This is a genomic window from Parahaliea maris, from assembly GCF_008064665.1.
GTDB classification, from domain to species: domain Bacteria; phylum Pseudomonadota; class Gammaproteobacteria; order Pseudomonadales; family Halieaceae; genus Parahaliea; species Parahaliea maris.
Map to the genome: position 1 here is coordinate 417,521 of NZ_VRZA01000004.1, position 17,041 is coordinate 434,561.

18 protein-coding genes are annotated in these 17,041 nt (G+C 61.3%); 5 read left to right on the forward strand and 13 right to left on the reverse strand.

From position 1 onward, the window contains the following. Positions 1-61 precede the first annotated feature (61 nt). Complete coding sequence (locus FV139_RS13750; protein ID WP_148069012.1) at positions 62-2,980, forward strand: serine/threonine-protein kinase; 2,919 nt, start codon at positions 62-64, stop codon at positions 2,978-2,980. Here the strand turns inward: FV139_RS13750 and FV139_RS13755 are convergent. The 6 genes from FV139_RS13755 to FV139_RS13780 form a co-directional block, all read right to left on the reverse strand. After that, a complete protein-coding gene (locus FV139_RS13755; protein ID WP_187276531.1) occupies positions 2,967-3,902 on the reverse strand; it encodes a transporter in 936 nt (311 codons plus the stop codon). The two genes, FV139_RS13750 and FV139_RS13755, sit on opposite strands and share 14 nt — an antisense overlap. Before the next feature lie 8 nt (positions 3,903-3,910). Continuing rightward, entirely contained in the window at positions 3,911-4,351 is a 441-nt protein-coding gene (locus tag FV139_RS13760; RefSeq protein WP_187276532.1) for a hypothetical protein, read from the reverse strand. A gap of 263 nt (positions 4,352-4,614) precedes the next feature. After that, positions 4,615-4,965 (reverse strand): hypothetical protein, encoded by a 351-nt coding sequence (locus FV139_RS13765; RefSeq protein ID WP_148069015.1) that lies wholly within the window; start codon positions 4,963-4,965, stop codon positions 4,615-4,617. 11 nt (positions 4,966-4,976) lie between these two features. Then, the gene (locus FV139_RS13770; protein WP_148069016.1) at positions 4,977-5,693 is read right to left on the reverse strand and encodes a pilin; all 717 of its coding nucleotides are present in this window, start codon (positions 5,691-5,693) and stop codon (positions 4,977-4,979) included. A 194-nt stretch (positions 5,694-5,887) separates the two neighbouring features. Next, positions 5,888-6,466 carry a hypothetical protein gene (locus FV139_RS13775; RefSeq protein ID WP_187276533.1) on the reverse strand — a complete coding sequence of 193 codons (579 nt, stop codon included), beginning with the start codon at positions 6,464-6,466 and terminating at the stop codon, positions 5,888-5,890. A 22-nt stretch (positions 6,467-6,488) separates the two neighbouring features. Next, the gene (locus FV139_RS13780; RefSeq protein WP_148069018.1) at positions 6,489-6,911 is read right to left on the reverse strand and encodes a hypothetical protein; all 423 of its coding nucleotides are present in this window, start codon (positions 6,909-6,911) and stop codon (positions 6,489-6,491) included. A gap of 258 nt (positions 6,912-7,169) precedes the next feature. Here FV139_RS13780 and FV139_RS13785 point away from each other — a divergent pair, with 258 nt between their 5' ends. Together FV139_RS13785 and hutG are read left to right on the forward strand one after the other, a co-directional pair. Further along, positions 7,170-8,528 (forward strand): formimidoylglutamate deiminase, encoded by a 1,359-nt coding sequence (locus tag FV139_RS13785; protein ID WP_148069019.1) that lies wholly within the window; start codon positions 7,170-7,172, stop codon positions 8,526-8,528. A 4-nt stretch (positions 8,529-8,532) separates the two neighbouring features. Further along, positions 8,533-9,342 carry an N-formylglutamate deformylase gene (hutG, locus tag FV139_RS13790; RefSeq protein ID WP_148069020.1) on the forward strand — a complete coding sequence of 270 codons (810 nt, stop codon included), beginning with the start codon at positions 8,533-8,535 and terminating at the stop codon, positions 9,340-9,342. A gap of 5 nt (positions 9,343-9,347) precedes the next feature. Here the strand turns inward: hutG and FV139_RS13795 are convergent, their stop codons facing one another. From FV139_RS13795 to xrtH, 6 genes are all read right to left on the reverse strand, one after another. Then, a complete protein-coding gene (locus tag FV139_RS13795) occupies positions 9,348-10,226 on the reverse strand; it encodes a hypothetical protein (protein ID WP_148069021.1) in 879 nt (292 codons plus the stop codon). Positions 10,227-10,369: 143 nt separating this feature from the next. Further along, positions 10,370-11,812 carry a cryptochrome/photolyase family protein gene (locus FV139_RS13800; protein WP_148069022.1) on the reverse strand — a complete coding sequence of 481 codons (1,443 nt, stop codon included), beginning with the start codon at positions 11,810-11,812 and terminating at the stop codon, positions 10,370-10,372. Between the two features lie 32 nt (positions 11,813-11,844). After that, entirely contained in the window at positions 11,845-12,696 is an 852-nt protein-coding gene (locus FV139_RS13805; protein ID WP_148069023.1) for an NAD-dependent protein deacetylase, read from the reverse strand. Positions 12,697-12,698: 2 nt separating this feature from the next. After that, a complete protein-coding gene (locus FV139_RS13810; protein ID WP_148069024.1) occupies positions 12,699-13,685 on the reverse strand; it encodes a YbgA family protein in 987 nt (328 codons plus the stop codon). 83 nt (positions 13,686-13,768) lie between these two features. Then, a complete protein-coding gene (locus FV139_RS13815) occupies positions 13,769-14,380 on the reverse strand; it encodes an exosortase H-associated membrane protein (protein ID WP_148069025.1) in 612 nt (203 codons plus the stop codon). Then, on the reverse strand, positions 14,377-14,883 hold the full coding sequence (xrtH, locus tag FV139_RS13820; protein WP_148069026.1) for an exosortase H: 507 nt from the start codon (positions 14,881-14,883) through the stop codon (positions 14,377-14,379). The genes FV139_RS13815 and xrtH overlap by 4 nt, the downstream gene beginning before the upstream one ends. A 77-nt stretch (positions 14,884-14,960) precedes the next feature. Between xrtH and FV139_RS13825 the strand changes: the two genes are divergently transcribed. After that, complete coding sequence (locus FV139_RS13825) at positions 14,961-15,140, forward strand: hypothetical protein (RefSeq protein ID WP_148069027.1); 180 nt, start codon at positions 14,961-14,963, stop codon at positions 15,138-15,140. After that, positions 15,137-15,613 carry an LEA type 2 family protein gene (locus tag FV139_RS13830; RefSeq protein WP_148069028.1) on the forward strand — a complete coding sequence of 159 codons (477 nt, stop codon included), beginning with the start codon at positions 15,137-15,139 and terminating at the stop codon, positions 15,611-15,613. The genes FV139_RS13825 and FV139_RS13830 overlap by 4 nt, the downstream gene beginning before the upstream one ends. Before the next feature lie 9 nt (positions 15,614-15,622). Here FV139_RS13830 and FV139_RS13835 read toward each other — a convergent pair whose 3' ends face one another. Beyond that, positions 15,623-16,975, reverse strand: a complete 1,353-nt coding sequence (locus tag FV139_RS13835; protein ID WP_148069029.1) for a sodium-dependent transporter — start codon at positions 16,973-16,975, stop codon at positions 15,623-15,625. Positions 16,976-17,041 lie beyond the last annotated feature (66 nt).

Below are 17,041 nucleotides of genomic sequence, written 5' to 3' on the forward strand. Positions count from 1 at the left end.
GTTTCGACATGACAGATGTCCGGATACCCGCGCCAGGCAAAGGCCTGGAGGTAAACCATCCATGGCACAGTCCCTAGCCGTCATCGAAGCTCTGTTCGAGCAGGCATCGTCCATGGAGGGCGATGTCCGGCGGCAATTTCTCTCCACCATCGAACCCCAGGAACTTCGCGCCGAGGTTGAAGACCTGCTCAGGTACAGTGAAGACGGCGACGGTTTGACGCTCGAGTTGCAAAGTGCTGTCAATGCGGCCGTGGATGTCCTGCTGGAAAATATCGAAGACCCGAAGATCGGAACCTGTATCGGGCGCTTTGAAATTCGTTCGATACTGGGTGAGGGTGGGCACACCCGCGTGTACCTGGCCTACGATCCTGCACTGCAGCGGGAAGTTGCGATCAAGGTGCTTTCCAAGGCGTCCGGCCTGTCGGACGAACGCTTCATGATCGAGGCCCGGGCCGTCTCGGCGCTCAACCATCCGCATATCGGATTGGTCTACGAAATCGGTGAGTCGCAGGACGGCGAGCACTACCTGGTGATGCCGTTCTACACCGGTGAGACCCTCGCGGCAGTGCTCAGGAAGGGGGCGCTTCCCGTCTCGAGGGCCGTGGACATTGCGATCCAGGTAGCCCAGGCACTCTGTGCCGCTCATCAGGCGGGCATCGTGCATCGGGATGTAAAGGCCGCCAACGTGATTTTCGAGTCCGCGGACTCAGTGCGCTTGCTGGACTTCGGCATTGCCAAGCTGACGCAATCAGACCGAACAGAACAAAATATCATTGTGGGCACCGTGGCCTATATGAGCCCCGAGCAGACCCGCGGCAGTGGGGTGGATCAGCGCACAGATGTGTGGTCCCTCGGCATTCTGCTCTACGAAATGATCACCGGCACCCGGCCTTTCCATGGCGACCGGGTAGAGGCGGTGATTCACCAGATCCGCCACGACGAGGTGCCTGACCTGGCGGCTTTTTCCCCCTGGTTGCGAGGTATTCTCCAGCGCGCTCTGGCGAAAGAACCCGGTGCGCGGTTTCACTCGATGGGGGCGTTTCTCGGCGCGTTGCAACAGACCGGTTCAGCGGTTGACGGTCCTGAAGGACAAAACGCTTCCAGAGTGGCGGCGTTCTGGAAGCACAAACGCCTGGCGATAGTACTATCGCTGACCCTGCTGGGCGCTGCGCTCATTGCCGTTTTGCGCTCCGTGCCCAACACAACGCCGGTTAGCCATCCGGTCGCAGTGATTCCCTTCGCCCATCGGGGTGGCCTGGGTAACGAGGGTGAGTACGAGTATCTGGGGGAAGGCCTTTCCGGCCAGTTGCGAGACCAGTTGGGCAGTGTTGCCGGCCTGCAGGTGGTGGGGCGGGATTCATCGCGTGAATTTCGTCTGGAAACCACGGCCCCGGCTGCTATCGCCGCGGCTCTCGATGCCAGGTGGTTGATCAGCGGTGAACTGGAGTACGGGGATGAGGGCGTCCAGTTGCGTCTGTTTATCCTGGACGGGGCATCCGGCCGGCAGGTCTGGAGCAGAAGCTACCAGCAGGGGGAGGAGGGTTTACTGGACCTGCAGGAGCGCGTATTCGACGATGCTGCCCAGCAGCTGGTGGGTGAATCACCAGGCGAAATTACCGAGGGTCGCGTCGCCATCAGCAGCGATGCTGCTTTTTCCCTGATGCTGTTGGCAAATAGCCATCTCAAAAGCGCCCTGGAGCAGGACGTTATCGACCAGGATAAGCTGGATCAGGCCATTGCGACCTACCGCCAGGCGCTGGCCGAAGATCCCGGGTCGGCGTTGTTGAACAGCCGGATGGCGGCCGCGCTCCTGTACAGGGGGAACGTCAACGAGGCGCAGGTATTCATTGAGGCTGCCCAGGCGACCGGGCAACAACTGTCGCAGGTTGAGCATACAGTCGGGCTGTACCTTTACGCACGACACGCCGACGGCGTGGGTGAGCACCTGCGCAGGGCCGTGGAACTGAACCCCAGCAACGCCGACGCTCTGGCAGACTACGGCTTGTATCTCGTTGCCAGGGCGGAGACTTTGGCCGCGCGCCCCTACCTCGAGCGCGCTCGCGACCTGGACCCAATGTCGATTCGGCGCTACGAAGCACTCGGCAATTTTTATGCGACCAACGGCTGGTACGCGCCGGCCGAAAAACTGGTTGCGCAGATTTCAGGGACCTTCGATTCGGCCGCGGCGGACCTGGTGATATCCCGTATCTATGAAGTGGTGGGTGATCTCGACAAGGCCATCGCCTGGTCGAGCCAGGCACGGGAGCAGGCGCCCATGAATAACGCCTCCCGGTGGCGGTTAGCCGAGTTGTATACCCGAATAGGCGACCTGGAAACTGCGCGCCAATACGACCCGGAGCAGTCTGTCGCCACACTGTACTTCTCGCGCCAGTACGATGAACTGATAGAAATGGCGTTCAACCTGGTACTGGAAGACAAGTCCTCTGCGGCACTTTTTACCCTGGCGCGGGCCTATGCGGCCACAGACAGGCCCGACATCGTGATACGGCTCATGGGCACCCAGGGCCTGCCTGAACGCCTGTATCGTGACAGCGCGACGCTGCAGGATATCGAGGCGGGTGTCATGCTGGCGGATGCACTGATGGAAGCGGGGAGCCGCGAGGACGCGGTGCGCCTGATTGATTACCTCCGCGGCATGTTCCGGCAATGGGCGGCCGATATGAATTCCTGGCACCCCCACATGAATCTTGCGTGCCTGCTGTCCATCTCGGGTGAGCAGGAAATGGCCCTGGCCGAACTGGAGAAAACCACCACCACGCTGGGGTTACTGTGGTATCCGGTACTGCGGGACCAGCCCTGTTTTCGCAAGCGGATGGCCGGTAATCGCCGCTACCAGGTGGTTCTGGACAACGTGTTGGAGCGCAAGCGCAAGCTGCGGGAAGTTCTCCCGCAGACACTGGAACAGGTGGCGCTGGCGCAGACCCGGACGGGAGCGGAGGAGGTCGCTAGAACGCCTTAGAGAGCCCCATCGTAATGGTGTCCTGCATGATATGGGTTTGCTCGGCGTGCACCATGGTCATCCACGACAGGCTGACGTGATACATGGGATCTACCTGCCACTCCAGCCCCAGGCCAAGATTGACGTAATTGTGTCGCGCCATCCGGTCGTGATTGAACCAGAACTCGTCGTTGCGCGGCGGCGGAAAATCCTCCGGAAAATCCAGCCCTTTACCCTGCTTGGCCAGTACGAAGGCGTTCAGGGATACCCGGTCTGTGACGAAATAGCCCGCTGCCGCGTTCACCCGAACATTGTTGATGTTGACCCCCAGGGTTTCTTCAACAAATTCATAGCTGGGTGCGAACCGGAAGTACCAGTAGGAAAACGTGGGCACATAGACCAGGTCAAAACCCAGCTCCAGTTTCCACAGGTTCTGGCCGATGGCGGCGTTGCCGAAAAAGGGATAATCATGGCTGGGTGTGCCGTAGGAGATGAATGGAGAAAACGAAAAGTTGGCGTTTTCCCAGGCTCTGTAGTTAACGCCAAGGTGGAAGTCCTGGAAATCGGTACGGAACTTGCCATCGTCGATATTCTCCTGGTCGGCGGGAGGGATAATGCTGTCAGGGTCATGGGGTAGTGGCCCGTGATAGCGCTTTCTGACCAGGGGAATCCCCAATGACACTGACCAGCGGTCGGTCACCGCAAACGACACGTCAAAATTCAGAATATGGGTATCGGTCGTGCCGAGATCCAGTTTACCAAAGGTGGCTTCGTAACCATCGATGTGAATGTACTGGTAACCAATGGACATTTCGCCGCGGTGTCCGGAGGGGTTGTTGTCGGCAAGGCAGAATGACGCCGACGCAAGGTAGGCTACACCGGTCGCCAGCCAGTGGCGCGGCCCGGCAGGACAACAGCACCTTCTCCCTGGCGCAGCGTTCACGAATTGCCTCAGGCAGGTGCTCTGCGAACGAGGGTCTGGTGAATGGCGCGCAGGAAGGTGTTGACCCTGTCCTCAGTCGATGGCGCATCCCGGTTGATGAGCCGTGCGTGCTCGAGTTGGCCACTGTCGGCTGCGGCGACGGGCAGATAGGCAGCACCGGACCGGGCCTGAGCGATTTCCTCCTGTACTGCGGCGTGGTCTTCGTACAGGGTAATGACGACGTCGAACTCGTGTTCGGCGCTGGTCAGTTCGCTCCCCAACTGCGCCACGGATTCCACCGTATGCACATCGTGGCCTGCGTCCCGAAGGATGGATGCCATGACCCGGTCACTCTCGGTTGTCACCAGGGCCAGGATGCGGCCAGGCAAGGGGGCGCTGTATTCGCGGAAGGCGACGCCCTTGCCCACACGGTAAAGACTCTCGCCACAGGCCGAGGCGGGGGCTGACATCGAGCATGCCAAAAGTGAACCAACCAGTACTGCGGCTGCATTTCGGTACATGATGCACCTCCGGTCCAGCGCTTACCTCTATGGCAACAAGCATAGACGAGATACTGCCGGACGCCAGCGTATCCGGTTTTCAGCTCCGGGAGGGATAGATACCCAGCATCGCGATGCAGGTCAGCGCTGCTACTGGCCGCCAGAGCAGCTGGCGTTGCTTCATCGTTCCGAGACGCCTGATGCGCAATACCTGATTAAGGGCTCGTCACTGCTCAGCGCGCCTCTTTGTCAAATACCTTCTCGGCGATGAACTGCCATACAACGGCCGTTCCAGCGGCGGCAAAACATGCGTAAGCGCTACCCATCGCACGCCCACAGACAAGGGTTTCGGCATGCAATGTCTGCCTCAAGCTACATTGGGAAAACTGCGCAAGGGGCGATAGTGTCCATAGAATGAGCGGCATGAGAACCAGCTTGATAATCAGGATCGTCGTGCCAAACAGGCATAGGCACAGGCCTGGTACATAACCCCTACCGGACAACTTCAGTGAGATTCCATACATTATCAGGAACTCGCCCACCGCCAGCCACTGCAACAGACTCAAGGCTGTCAGTTCCTGCATGAAGCCATCTTTTACCGGCAGGCCGCAGGCAAGTAACGGGCCGGCACCGTTGACTCCTCACAACTCCAGGTGACTTCACCTTCCTCGTAGCTCGGTACAAATATGAGTTCACCTTGTGTGCCCGTGGCGGGGGCGACCTGAATGTGGATGACCCCATCCTCAATGGTTGCGGATTGAACCAGGCTACTTTGAGGGCGGAAGTCACTGCCGGTGCTCGCCAGGGACTGGGGCCAGGCTCCTTCGACGAGCACGTGTTCGGCAACGATCATCTTTAACTCGGCCGCATCCAGCATCGGTTCTGTCATCTTCGCGCGTATGGTGTAGTCCTGGTAAGCCGGCAGCGCGATGGCGGCGAGAATGCCCAGGATAAATATCATGCCGACAGTGAGAACGATGATCAGAATGAGGCCGCCTTTTTCGCGACCGAAAGATATGCCCTTGTTGTACTGGGCATTCCAAGTTTGTTGGTCGCGAAGCGAGAATACGATGGCCTCGATAATCCCAACCAACGCCGGAATGTACGTCCAGAACAGCAACAGGTAGAGGACTCCCCACCACTGCCCGAGATAGAACCGGTGAAGGCCAAAGTTGCCGCCGAAAAACGCGAGGACGGCGGCCGCTGTTTTGCTGGTGTAGGCGAAGGATTCCTGGATGGCGCCGCAGGACGGACACTGGTCCAGCGTCTGCTCGAGTTGACCCCCACAGCTTTGACAGTTTTTCATAGTCATAGCTAATGCGCTCCATTCTGTGCGTAGTGACTTCCCTGTATGAGAAACTATAGCCACACATCGTATGGCTGCCAAAAACTACACTGATTCAGGTGATTTACCTTGCGTGCAGTTTGGATCGACTGGCGACTTTGCCGGGCCAGAGAGACGGCGCTTCCGCCGTGGCGTTCGAGTTTGTGTGAAGCCCGGAGTTATCAGCGGGCATCAGGGTTGGCCCGTTTATTCAGTTGCTGCAGGAACGCTCCAAGTTCCCCTCGCTCAACCGAGCGTGCAGGGATTACGATGCGGTGCTGCCGCGTAACCAGGGTGGTTTCTCCACGTTCTGCCTGGATATCGAGGATGTCTGTAAAAGGAATCTTCCCCTCGCTACCGTCAATGATCTCTGTAAGGCCTGATTCTGTGATTCTGTAGGAGAATTTCACCGTCCTGCCACCTACCAGCCGGATAGCCGAAGCTGATCCAAATATGAATCTGTACTTGTTTACATAGCCGTACCAGGAGAACAGTGGGACGAACAGGGAAAGAGCGAGTGACCGCAGGATATAATCCTTCCCGTTATTGAGATGGAGGGCAAGCGCGATCGCGGTAATTGTCAGTAGCGCAGTGATCCCCCAGAACCATCGATGTTGAAGAGACGTTCCCAGGCGCCGTATGCGGTACACGCGATTCGCGTCGATCAGCGGCAGAGCAAAGTCAATCTGCAACCGGGAGGGGTTTATTCCAGCACCACTGCCCGGTTTCTGTTCTCCCGAACCCGTATGACTTTTCATCATCGCACCTTCCCTGGTGTTCACGTCAACCGTCGTCTGTTCTGTCTCTCACATACTGCTCGTAATGAGGGATACTGTCCCAATCGAAGACTTTGGCGTTAGTTGGTACAAAGTACACCCGCCTTTTATGTTCATGAACGTGCAGCAGAAAGCGGGGTAGAGCCGGGAATGGTCCTGTCTCGCCGCCCGATCTTACCGCCATGTTACTGATGATTTTCTCAATCTCGTTGATCGATACCTGCGACCAGATAATGTGTCCGGTGGTGAAGTATTCATAGTCCTCGGGCCGCGCAGCAAGCCCTGCCAGGAACGAGCGGAATTTCTCGAGGCCCCGATTCTTGAAGGGACGGTATATTGTCGGGCCCAGCCAAAGCCAGACGAAAAGGACAGTGATTGCCACAGTAATCAGCAGCGAGACGGCGTCGCCAAGATCATCTATCTGGCCCATTCAACTTCCCCTGTCGACAATCCGGAACCGGTAGCTTGATTCTGCAGGCCTGTCGTCAATCATAACTGTGTTTTGCGCGAAATACGTAGACTGCAGTCTGTTACCCACCTGGCGATCGTACCGAGCGGTGTGGCACTGGATAGGGAAATGGCCTCAAGATGTATATACAATTCAGGTTGAAACTGGCGATAATACGCGTCCCGGTAAGTGGCGTCCGCATGAATGGACATTCCGTATATGACAGGTAAGCAGTAAATCATGACCCTTAGGTACTACGCGGAGAGCGCTCTCTTGGCCGACGGCTGGGCGCAAGGCGTACAGCTGTCAGTGGAATCCGGCAGGATCACGGCAGTCATCGCTGATACGGCGCCGGTGGCCGGTGATCACCGGGTTGGCATCCTGTTGCCCGGCATGCCCAACCTGCACAGTCACGGCTTCCAGCGGGGGATGGCCGGGCTGGTCGAGGTCAACAAGAGCCGTAGCGACAGCTTCTGGTCCTGGCGCGAGCTTATGTACCGTTTTGTAGAGCGTATGCGCCCAGAGGATCTCGAGGCCATCACCGCCCAGGCCTTTGCGGAGATGCTGCAATCGGGCTTCACCCGGGTCGGTGAATTTCACTATGTACACCACGATGCCGATGGCCAGCAGTACGCCAATCCCGCGGAGCTCTCGGCACGTGTCGCCGCCGCCGCGGAGCGCACCGGGATCGGCCTGACCCTGTTGCCGGTGTTTTATGCCCACAGTGGCTTCGGTGGGCAGGCGCCAACCGGTGCCCAGGCCCGCTTTATCAATGACCTCGACAGCTTTGCCCGGCTCTATGAAGCCCTGCCTGCACAACTTTCGGCGCTGGACGGCGGGGTGCTGGGTGTTGCGCCACACAGCCTGCGCGCGGTGACACCGGCGCAGCTGCAGCGCCTTGTAGCCCTGACTGAATCCGGCCCGGTGCACATCCACGTTGCCGAGCAAATGGCGGAAGTGGAGCAGTGCCAGGCGTGGTCCGGCAGGCGGCCGGTGGAGTGGCTGCTGGAGCATCAACCGCCGGATGAACGCTGGTGCTATGTCCATGCCACCCACCTGACCACCGCGGAGTGCGAAGGACTGGCGCGGAGCGGCGCGGTGGCAGGCCTGTGCCCCATCACTGAAGCGAATCTCGGCGACGGCGTTTTTCCCGTGGAGGAATTCCTGGCCCACGGCGGGCGTATCGGGGTGGGGAGCGATTCCAACGTCCGCATCGATCTCGCCGGCGAACTGGAACTGCTGGAATACGGACAGCGGCTGACCCGCCAGCGCCGGAATGTGCTGGCGAAGGAGGGGGGCTCTACCGGCCGACAACTGCTTGAGGCCTCACTGATCGGAGGCGGGCAGGCACTGGGCACCGGGGCGGGGTTGCGCGTCGGCGCACCGGCCGATTTTTTCAGTCTGCGTGCAGAGCATCCCGCGCTGCTGGAACGCCGCGGCGACGCCATCGTCGATAGCTGGATATTCGGCTCTGGGCGGGGCGCAATTGACTGCGTCTGGCGGGCAGGGCAGCTGTGCGTGAGTGAGGGCCGACATGTGCTGGCTGACGAGATCGGCCAGGCCTATCAGCGTGCCCTGCAGTGGATCCTGGGAGGGTAGTGCGATGAGTGAGACAGCTGAAACCTGGCTCGAGGTTTCCCGTGGAGAAGCGCCCATGGTCCTGAGCCTGCCCCATACCGGGGTCGAAATCCCGGAGGACGTCGCCGCACGGCTGGTCTCCCTGCCGCTGGCGCGCTACGACACCGACTGGTGGGTACAGCGGCTCTACGGGTTTGCCAAAGCGCTGGATATCACGATCGTTCGGACCGCGATTTCGCGCTGCGTGATCGACGTCAATCGCGCCCCGGACGGCGTGAGCCTGTACCCGGGGCAGGCCACCACCGGCCTGTGCCCGGTGACGGCTTTTGACGGCACGCCGCTGTACACGCCTGGCGCTGAGCCGGATGAAGAGGAAATCGCCCGGCGGCGCAGTCTTTACTACGACCCTTATCACGCCACGTTGAAGCAGGAACTGTCCCGCCTGCAAACGCAACACCCCAGGGTGCTGCTCTACGATGCGCACTCGATTCGCAGCCAGGTACCGCGGCTGTTCGAAGGTGTGCTGCCCGACTTCAATATCGGCACCAATTCCGGCCGCAGCTGTGCGCCGGAGATCGTCGAGCTGTTGCGCCGCCATATTGATCGCGAGCCCTACACCTGTGTGCAGGATGGCCGCTTCAAGGGGGGCTGGATTACCCGCTCCTTTGGCGTTCCGGAAACTGGTGTGCACGCGGTGCAGATGGAGTTGGCACAGTGCTGTTACATGCGCGAGGCGCAGGGTGCAGAAACGCCGGACTATGATCCGGCGTTTGCTGAGACGGTGTCAGGAAGGTTGCAGGCCGCCTTCAAAGGGCTGCTCGCCTGGGCGGCCTGAGCCGTTTACTTACCGAACAGCTTGCCGAAGGCTTCGCCGACCGCCTTGCCCACGCCCTCTGCGGCTGACCCGGTGCCTTCCTCTTCGGCGGGGGCTTCCTCCTTGTCAGAGGAACTGCCGCCGCCAAACAACGAGCCCAGTCCGCCGCTGCTCTGGCCGCTTTTCTGGCTACTGCTGCTACCGCCGCCGAATATGCCGCTCATCATGCCGCCGAGGTCAGTGGGGGCGGCAGGCAGTACGAAGCGCTGGGCGTCGACGGTGGTGTCCTTGATCGAGCGTATCTGCATATCCTTGCCGTAGCGCAGAACACCCTTGTTGAGGTCCGCCAGTTGCTGTTGCAGCTTCTCGCTGGCCTTGAGTTCTTTCTCGAATTGTTTCTCGTCGACCGACGCGGCCAGGGTGCGGGCCATTTTCTCGATCGCGTCGCGGAAGCCGATGGCGAGGGGGTCATCCGAGAGCACGAGGTTTTCCTGCCGCTCGCGACCCTCGTGGTCGATGAAGCGCAGTTCATAGACATCCCCCTTGATGCCGCCCAGCGTTTCGCTGGCACCGGTTGCTTTCAGGGAGATCACTTTGCTGTCGACTGTACTCGGGGTGGCACTGGTCGCCATCGAGCCAAACATCTGGAACGCCGAGCCCAGGTCGAACACCATGGGTTGGCCGTCGTTGTAGTTCACCACGTACATCTTGCCGTCGCGCACCAGCATGTAGCCGCCGGCGCCACTTTCCTGCATGTTGATGCGGAGATTATCGCCCTCGTATTCGAAGGTCATGACATCGCCCTGCTCGGTGGTAACTTCAGCGATGTCGGCGGCGGCGAAGCTGGCACCCAGGCCGAGTGTGAGGGCACTGGCAAGGAGGGTCTTATGGGTAATGCGGGTCATTGTGTCTTCCTTTGAGTCGGTTGCTGACGGCCCTATCCGTCAATCTGCGGGGCAGGCACACCTGTGCCTGAGGGCCTCTCCGGCCTCGGTTCCCCTTTGTCCAGTGTAGTGACTTGGGGCGGAAATGCCATCCTTCGGAGCCCTCAGCCCGTCAGACTCCGGTAGGCGTCCAGGGCTCTCTGGCGGGCTTCGGCGTGGGGGACCAGTGGCTCGGGGTAGGTGTCTCCGAGGACAACGCCAGCTGTTTTGAGGACACTTTCCGGGGCGTCGAAGGGGCGGTGGAGGTATTTGTCGGGCAATTCAGCCAGTTCCGGCACCCAGCGGCGGATGTAGTCGCCCCCGGCGTCCACCTTCTGGCCCTGGGTGACCGGGTTAAAGATGCGGAAATAGGGCGCCGCGTCGGCGCCGCTACCGGCCACCCACTGCCAGCTGGCGGCATTGTTGGCCAGGTCGGCGTCCACCAGGGTGTCCCAGAACCAGTCTTCTCCTTCGCGCCAGTGGAGCATCAGGTGTTTGGTCAGGAACGATGCAGTGACCATGCGCACCCGGTTGTGCATGTAGCCCGTTTGCCAGAGCTCGCGCATGCCGGCGTCCACCAGCGGGTAGCCCGTCTGGCCCTGTTGCCAGGCCCGGAGCTGGGCGTCGTCCTGGCGCCAGGGGAAGGCGCCAAAAGTCTCCCTGAAAGGCTTTTCCGGCAGCGTGGGAAAGAAGTGCAGCAGGTGGTAGGAAAACTCCCGCCAGCCGAGTTCACTGAGGAATTTGTCGATCTGGTCGCCCAGTGCCGGGCGGTCTCGCGCTGCCTGGCGCGAAGCATGCCAAACGGCACGGGGAGAGATTTCACCAAAGTGCAGGTGGGGGGACAGGCGGCTGGTGCTCATCCTGGAAGGGATATCACGTCCGTCGCTGTAATCTTCTGCCGCTTCTCCCAGGAAGCGTGCCAGCGCGGCGCCCGCGCCCTGGGCGCCGGGGTGCCACCGCTCGGACCATCCCGCTGCCCAATCCGGCTGGGCGGTATACAGCTGCCAGTCTTCAAGAGATTCTGAGTCAGGGACCGGAGAGGCGGGCACCAGGCGCTCCGGTGGCGGCAGCGGCAGCCGCGGCTCGGGCCGCGCCAGGCAGCTTTTCCAGAACGGGGTAAATACCTTGAAGGGCGTTTCTCCCTGGGTGAGCACGGTCCCCGGCTCGAACAACAGGTTGCCTGGATAGCGTTTGAGTTCGACCCCCGTGGTTGCCAAAGCACGGTGCAATTGCTGCTCGAGATCGGCTGCCCAGGGCTCGTACTGGCGGGTGCACATAACGGTATCGGCGCCGGTCTCGCTGGCGAGCGCCGGCAGTATGTCGGTCGGCGAGCCACGGCGCAGGACCAGGGTGAGGCCATAGCTGCGCTGCAGAGCGCTGCCGAGGGCAGCCAGGCTCTGCTGTAGCCACCAGCGGCTGGCGCCGCCCATACGCCAGTGCCTCGGCGAGGTGTCATCCAGAATGTAGAGGGGAATAACAGGGCGTCCGCTGGCTGCCGCGGCCTGGAGTCCGGGATGGTCTTTCAGTCTGAGGTCCTGGCGGAACCAGAAGAGGATGGGGTTACTCATGCACACAGTACGCAGGCGGTGGTGGGGGCGGATCAGTCCGCCGGCAGGTTTTCCAGCACGGCCGCACAGTCCAGTGGCAGCCGCAGGGTGGCCAGCGGATCGGCCCGGCTGGTACCGGGGTTCAGCAGGGCGATGGGCTTGCCGGTGTGAGCCGCGTGCTTGCAAAAACGGAAGCCGGAATACACCTGCAGTGAACTGCCGATCACCAGCAGGGCGTCGGCCTCGTCGATGGCGGCGTACACCGTTTCCACCCGGGCGCGCGGAATGGCGCCACCGAAGAACACCACATCCGGCATCAATAGTCCGTTGCAGCCCTCGCAATGGGGGATCGGTGGTACCAGCACGCTGCTCTCCGGCAGGTCCGCATCGCCGTCGGGTCGCGCTGCCGCGCCGTTGGCCAGCGGATGAAACCCCAGCCTGGCGAAGCGCTGTTGCAGGGCTTCGCGGGGCAGATACTCGCCGCAGCCGGTGCAGATCACCCGGTCGACCCGCCCGTGCAGGTCGATCACGTTGCGGCTGCCCGCGCGCTGGTGCAGGCGATCCACATTCTGGGTCACGATGAGGCCCACCCGGCCCTGGCGCTGCAGGGCACTCAGGCTGAGGTGTGCAGCGTTGGGTCGGGCGTCCCGTATCGCAGGCCAGCCCTGCAGCGACCGGCTCCAGTAGCGGCGCCGGGCATGCTCATCGCCGAGATAGGCCTGGTGAGTGATCGGCTGGCTGTGTAGCCAGGTGCCCTTTTCGTCCCGGTAGGTCGGGATGCCGGATCCCTTGCTGATACCGGCGCCGGTGAGTACCACAATGCGAGGGTGGCGGCGCATGAACCGGGCCAGTTCACGGGCGCCCGCCGTGGCCGCAGTTGTCGTAGTGATCGGAGGTGCCAGCATGCCTACAGCTGGTTGCGCATGCCCAGCTGGTCCGGGTAGGGCTGCAGGTAAGCCTGCTGGGCAATGTAGGGGTTGTGATGGTTGGCAAAGTGATGGCGGAGCATCGTCACGGGAACAACCAGGGGAACATGGCCGCAACGGTACTCGTCGATCAGTGCCCGCAGCCGCTGGCGTTCGGCATCGCTGATGTCGCGCTTGAGGTAGCCTGACAGGTGAAACAGCACGTTGCTGTGGGAGCGCAGGGTCGCGCGCTCCGACAGCGCGGCCATAAAGGCGTGGATAAACTCGTCGGCAAGCGCTTCCAGGTCCTGCTTGCCGGCGCTGGCCAGCATCCGCCCCAGCTGCTTGTAGCTGCCGACACTGTGGGCCATCACCAGGTACTTGTAGCGGCTGTAGAAGTCGATCAGGGCCGCGGGGCTCAGTTCCTGCTCGCGCAGTTGCCGCCAGTCGCGGTAGGCGAACACCCGGGACACGAAACTGTCGCGCAGTCCGGGGTCGTTGAGTCGTCCGTCGTCCTCCAGCGGCAGCAGCGGATCGATGGCGTGCAGGGCACTGGCAAAGATGCCCTGGGTGTCCGACGCCACGGCGTGGCCATTGTCGGCGTGGCGTTTGACCCGGTCGTAGCCGCAACTGGGGCTGTTCTTGACCAGGATGTAGCCGCATAGCTCGGGAGCGCGCTCCAGTACCCGCCGGGCGTAGTCCGCCAGCTGCTCGGTGTAATCCCGGGTATGGCTGGCGACGTCGAGTGCGCGAACCTGTCCCGCATCGCTGCCCACCAGGTGAATGGGCGGGCGGGGCACGGGCATGCCGATGCCCACCTCGGGGCAGAAGGGGCGGATGTCAAAGGCTTCCCGCAGGCGTGCCACCGGGCCGCTGGGGCGCTTGGTCTGGCCGTCGTAGCGCACCGCCTGGCCGTTCAGGCAGGCGCCGATGCCCACCGGTGGGCGCTGCGCTTTCACCTCGTCGTTCATCGCCGGATTACCGTCCATTTGTTACAACCCCACGTTAAATTCCCGCGGTCGCGGGTGCAATGGTCTGGCTGCGTTTGGTACGTTGATCTTGCCGAAGAAGATCAGTGCGGCGCAGGTGTTCTTCCGAGTCGCAGGCTGGTCAGGATTGTCGCGTCTCGCGCACTCCACAACCAGGCCAGTACTGGTGCCAGAGTGGGTACGATCAGCGTATTTAGCTGGTAGAGCAGGGCAATGACCGGCGGTGGTGGCAGGGGCATGGAAGCCTGGGTGAACAGGGTGTCCTGCAGGCCCAGCATCAGGTTTTTCAACTGGATGCTGAGCAGCCCCAGCGCCATGAGCAGCCACAAAATGAGCAGACCCCGGCTGAAGCGTTCCAGGGACTGCGGAACCCCGGAGGCGAAATGCAGGGCCGCGTAGAAGGGGATCGAATAGGACACCAGCCGGGTGTCCACCGCAAAGGCCATCTGGTGTCCCGCCTGCTCGGCCGGCAGCAGCGCGCCGTTGTGTTCGCCAAAGGCCGTCACCACCAGCATGCGGGTCTGGTCCAGGGACACGCTGTCGACAATATCCGGCAGCCCCCATTCGAGTGCGTAGCGGGCCAGCAGGAAAGCCGGGGCCGCGGGAAGGTTGCCAAGTGCATACCACAGCCCGAAGAAGGGCAGCATCAACAGCAGGACCCAGGCCATGAACTGATAGGGGGAGCGATTGCTCACGGATTGCTACTTTCTGCCAGCCGCGGGCGGCGATCGAGGTAGCGCAGGTAGAGCAGGAACACCACCAGTACGTCGAGCATGATGAATACCGGCCAGAGATACAGGTGGGTAAAGCTGAATACCGGTTCGCTCCACTGGCCGAGATAAAACAGGCTGATGATGCGCAGGATATTCAGCACCTGGATGGTCAGGAAACCCAGCCCGATGGCCAGCAGGCGGTCTCGCACAGAGGCCGGAAAGGCGAGAATGCCGGCGATCAGTACGATGGCGGCTTCCACGCCATTGCAACCCGATTCAATGGATACGGCAAAGCGGCTCACCGTGTGCTCGATGACGCGGCCATAGGCGATCACGTTGGCGTCGAAGGGGGTAATGAGCGCTGCGCTCAGCGTCGCCAGGCCGGTAGTAAAAGGCTGCACCACGTGCTCCTGCACGGGGGTCAGCATCTCCACGGTGAAGAGCCCGATCAGCACGGCGAGAAAGACAAAAATAAACTTGTTCATTGCGGTGGTATTATGGCGGCAAACGCCGGCTGCTGAAAAGGCCGGCGTTCACCTGATCGTGTCCACAGGAGTGTTTTATGTCGCAGCCCGCGCGCTGGCTGGGTCTGGCCCTGACCCTGGCGATGTTTGTGTTCAGTAGCTGGATGTATTTGCAAACCGGTGACTGGGTGGCCCTGGTGTTTGCCGGCGGCAGCTTTGGCTACGCCCTGTTTTTTATGGCGGCGGCCAATAGGAAACAGGGGAAAGAATCACCATGATTGCGATCAATCGGCAAGGGCGCGTTGTGCTGCGCGGCCTGTGTGCCATGGTGCTGCTGTTGACGGGTGCCTGCGCTTCACTGATGTCTGACATGGACCCGCCCACCGTTAGCGTAGACAATGTGCGCTCCCTGCCGGCCCGGGATTCGGGGCCCCGCTTCGAGATTACCCTGCGGGTCGCCAACCCCAACAAGCAGGCGCTGGATATCGTGGGTATCAGCTACACCATCGACATTCTCGACCGTGAACTGGTCAGTGGCGTGACCAACGAGGTCCCGCGTATCGAGCCCTACGCCGAGGAAACCGTGAAACTGGAAGCGGGTATCAACCTGTTCGAGATGTTGCGGCTGCTGGCGGAGCTGGGGCAGAAGCAGGGCGATACCCTCGATTACCGCTTTGCCGCCAAGATCGATTTCAAGGGCCTGTTGCCCACCCAGCGGGTAGAGGAACGCGGCAGCCTCTCGCTGAACTGAACCCCGGCGTCAGCCCAGCAGGGACTGGGCAAAAATCGCCAGGATGATCAGCGGGCACACCACCCGCACATAGCCCGGCCAGATTTTCCAGAACAGGCTGTGTTCGGCGCCGGCATTTCCCTTGCGCAATTCCTGCAGCAGGCTGTCGCGGTGCCAGATCCAGCCGGCGTACACGCAGAGCATGAAGCCCAGCAGCGGCTGGCTGTAGCGAGTGGTCACCGCAATAACCAGCCCGAACAACTGGCCGAAGTTCAGCAGGATCACGGTGCTGACACCGGCGATCAGCGTTCCGATGATCAGTACGGCTTTCTTGCGGGTGACCCCGTGTTCCTCGATGGTGTAGGCCACCGGGACCTCGAGCATGGAAATGGACGAGGTGAGTGCGGCGATGCTCATCAGGAAGAAGAAGGTCAGTGAGACCACCACGCCGGCCACGCCCATGGTGTCGAACAGGGCTGGCAGTACGGTGAAGATCAGGGTGTCCTCGGAAATCAGCGCCCCCGCTTCATTGAAAATCTCCACGCCGTTGTGCAGCGCCACGTACATGGCGGGCAGCACCAGGAACCCGGCCAGTACCGCGATGGAGATGTCCACCAGGGTCACCATGCCGCCGAGCGTGGGCAGGTTTTCCTTGTCGGACACATAAGAGCCGTAAATCAACATAGTCCCCACCCCGAGGGACAGGGAGAAGAAGGCAGCGCCGAGGGCGCTGATAATCAGCTTGGGCGACAGGGCGCGCTCAAAGTCCGGGAGCAGGTAAACCCGCAGGCCATCGCTGGCGCCATCGAGGGTAAACACGTAACCGGTGAGCACCACCAGGGTAATCAGCAGCATTGGCATCAGGCGGCTGGACCAGCGTTCGATACCGGCCTGTACACCCTCGGAAATAATGCCGATGGTCAGGCCCATGAAGATCAGCATGAAGACGATGTTACGGCTGAAGCTGAACTCGGTGAGCCAACTGGCCAGGTCTTCCATGCCCGCAAGGTGGGCCAGTGAGGCCAGGCAGTGGGCCATCATCCACCCCGCCACGATGGCGTAAAAACTGAGGATCAGGCTGGCGACAATAAAACCGGCTATCCCTGTCGTTGCCCCGATGCGCTTGCTGACCGGGCCCGGCGAAATCTGTCGCAGGGCATTCACCGCATTGGCGTGGGCGTGACGGCCGATGATGAGTTCCGCCATGAGCGCAGGGTAGGCCAGGGAAAAGGCCAGGAACAGGTAGACCAGCAGGAAGGCCGCGCCGCCGTTGCTTGCGGCCTGGGTAGGAAAGCCCCAGATGTTGCCCAGTCCCACGGCGCTGCCCGCTGCCGCCATGATAAAACCAAAACGCGAGCTGAATTCGCCGCGAGAAGAAGCCATAGAGTTATTCCGGAATGCTTGTTATTGCGGCGCTGAGTGTAACACGGCCCGACCGGTGCGCCAGCG